The organism is Actinoplanes sp. NPDC051633 (assembly GCF_040681735.1).
Taxonomy (GTDB): Bacteria; Actinomycetota; Actinomycetes; order Mycobacteriales; family Micromonosporaceae; genus Actinoplanes.
The window spans coordinates 1-2806 of record NZ_JBFAZH010001017.1 but is presented as its reverse complement, the minus strand read 5'-3'; the positions used below and the strand labels follow the sequence as shown (position 1 = coordinate 2806).

Annotated in this window: 1 protein-coding gene; it reads right to left on the bottom strand. The window is 74.6% G+C overall.

All coding sequences use genetic code 11. The features are described from left to right. Positions 1-2806: MMPL family transporter (locus AB0M20_RS36160; protein WP_364305122.1), on the bottom strand; the 2806-nt coding region annotated here is incomplete at both ends.

Below are 2806 nucleotides of genomic sequence, written 5' to 3'. Positions count from 1 at the left end.
GATCCGGCGATGCGGTTGGCGGCTTCCCGGTCCACCTCGAGCACGAGGGTGGTCTCGGCGGGTGGTGTGGGGCCGTCCGGGCCGTCTACGCCGGTGTCGCCGGGGTCGGGCGCCGGGCCCGCAGATGATGTCGCGTCCGGAGGAGCGGTGGGCGGCTCGGCTGCGGTTGCGGCTTTTCCGAACAGGGTGGGCCGCTCGCCGGTGTTCATCCGCAGGGTCGGTGCGCCGCTGACATCGAGGCGTGCCGCGTCAGCGGCCGATGCGTCCACGGTGGACTTGTTGGTCGGAGGCGTGGTTCGGGCTGCGGCAGAGGTCGAGGCTTGCGAGTCGGTGGCGCCCGCTGTTGCCGAGGACTCGGCCGACCGGGGCGTGGTCCGCGGCGGTGAGGTGGGACTTGTCGCTCGCGTGGGAGGCGGTGAGGTGGGAGGTGCGGAGGCCGAGGGCGCCGTTCCCGGAGAGGCAGTGGCGGGTGGCGCGGCGACGGGTGGGGCGGAGGCCGGTGGGGCGGCGACGGGTGGGGCGGAGGCTGGCGGGGCGGCGACGGGTGGAGCGGAGGCCGGCGGGGCGGAGGCCGGCGAAGCGGACGTCGGCGGGGCGGAGGTGGGAGGAGCGGAGCTGGAAGGAGCGGATGCGGGAGGGGCGGAGGCGGGCGGCGCGGCGACGGGCGGGGTGGAGGTGGGAGCGGTGGAGACGGGTGGGGTGGAGGTGGGTGGGGCGGAGGTGGGTGGGGCGGAGTTGGGAGCAGTTGAGGCGGGGGTCTCGGACGTCGAGGGTGTCTGCGCCTCGGTGGGGGACGGCGGCGCGTCTGGCCCGGGCGTTTCTTCCGGCGGTGGGGTGGGTGTCTGTGCGGTGGCTGGTTGTGGCTCTTCCGCCGGTGCTGACGCCGGGGGAGAGGACGAGTCTGCTGGAGACGCTGACGGTGATGGCTCTGACGGCGCCTTCGGTGCTTGCGCGGCTTCGGGCGGCGCCGTTGTCGGGGATGGCAGGGGCGACCCGGGCGCCGGGGAGGTCGGCGCCGCGGAGCGGTCCACCGGGAGGGGGCGCGGGCGTTCGGTCGCCCAGTCGGGGCGTGGCTTCTCGTCCTCCTCCGTCCAGGAGGCGTGCCGCGGGCGGGACACGCCCGACGGACTGGCCACGGCGTCGTCCGGGGCCGCGTGCCGGCCCACCGACACCGTGGGGAATAGCTCCTCGCTCGAATACTCGGCCAGGCCCGCCCTCTCCTGTAATCGCCGCAGCGGCCCCGGCGCCCACCACGCCGCGTCGCCCAGCAGGCCCAGCACCGCGGGCACGAGCAGCATCCGCACGACCGTCGCGTCCAGCACCAGCGCCAGGATCATGCCGACCCCGACGAACCGCATCGTCGTCACCGACGACAGCGCGAACGCCCCGGTCACCACGATCAGCAGCACCGCCGCCGCGCTGATCACGCGGCCGGTGCGGGCCAGGCCCGTGGTGACCGCCTCGGCCGTGGTCGCCCCGCGGGTGCGGGCCTCGACCATGCGCGACAGCAGGAAGACCTCGTAGTCGGTGGACAGGCCGAAGACCACCGCGGCCATCAGCACCACGATCCCGACCTCGGGCGGCGCCGGCGTCACCCCGAGCAGGCCCGCGCCGTGCCCGTCCTGGAAGACCCAGACGAGTACGCCGAACGTCGCCGCGAGCGACAGCGCGCTCATCACCACCGCCTTGACCGGCAGCAGCACCGACCCGAAGGCCAGGAACATCAGCAGCAGCGTCGCCCCGACGAGCAGCCCGATCATCAGCGGCAGCCGGTCGACCGTCGCCTCGAGGCTGTCGACGTTGCGGGCGGTGGCGCCGCCGACCAGCACCTGCGTCCCGGCCGGCGCCGGCAGGTCCCGGATCGCGCGGACGGCGTCGCGGGCGCCCGTACCGAAGGGATCCTTGTCTTCCGGGGTGGCGGTGAGTGTCGCGACGCCCGCGGCGGAGCGACCTGGCGTGACCCCGGCGATGCCCGGCAGTTTGGCGACCGCCGCCGCGAACGGCGCCGGTTGACCGGGCCCGCGCAGCACGATCTGGATGCCCGCGGTGCTCAGCGACGGGAAATCGGCCTTGAGCTTCTCGAGCGCCTGCCGGGCCGGCTCGGACGCGGGCAGCACCCGCTCGTCCGCCTCGCCGAACTGCACGCCACGGATCGGGTTCGCCAGGATCAGCAGACCGGCCAGGATGGGCAGCACGACCAGCACCGGCCGGCGCAGCACCAGCCCGGCGAGCCTGGCCCAGCCCGTCCCGGGCGGCGGCGCGTTGCGGCGGCGGGGCAGGCGGACCGGCAGCTTGTCGACCCGGGGCCCGAGCAGCGCGAGCATCGCCGGCAGCACGGTCAGCGAGAAGAACGCGGCGAGGCCGACCGCGGCCAGCCCGCCGTACGCGAGGGATTTGAGGAAGCCCTGCGGAAACAGCAGCAGACCGCCCAGCGCGATCATCAGCAGCGAGGCGGAGAAGACGACGGTACGCCCGGCGGTCGCCATGGTCCGGGCCACCGCCTCGGCGGGGGAGTGGCCCTGCTCCTGCTCCTCGCGGAACCGGCCGACGGTGAACAGGCCGTAGTCGATGGCCATGCCGAGGCCGAGCAGGCTGGCCACGTTGAGGGCGAACGAGTTGACGTCGTGGTGCAGCGCCACCGCGTGCAGCACGCCGAACGATCCGAGCACCGCGCACCCGCCGATCAGCACCGGCAGCGACGCGGCGACCAGTGAGCCGAAGATGAACAGCAGCAGGATCAGCACCACGGGCAGCGAGATCGCCTCGGCCAACGCCAGGTCGCGGGTGCTCAGCTCGGTGGTCGCGG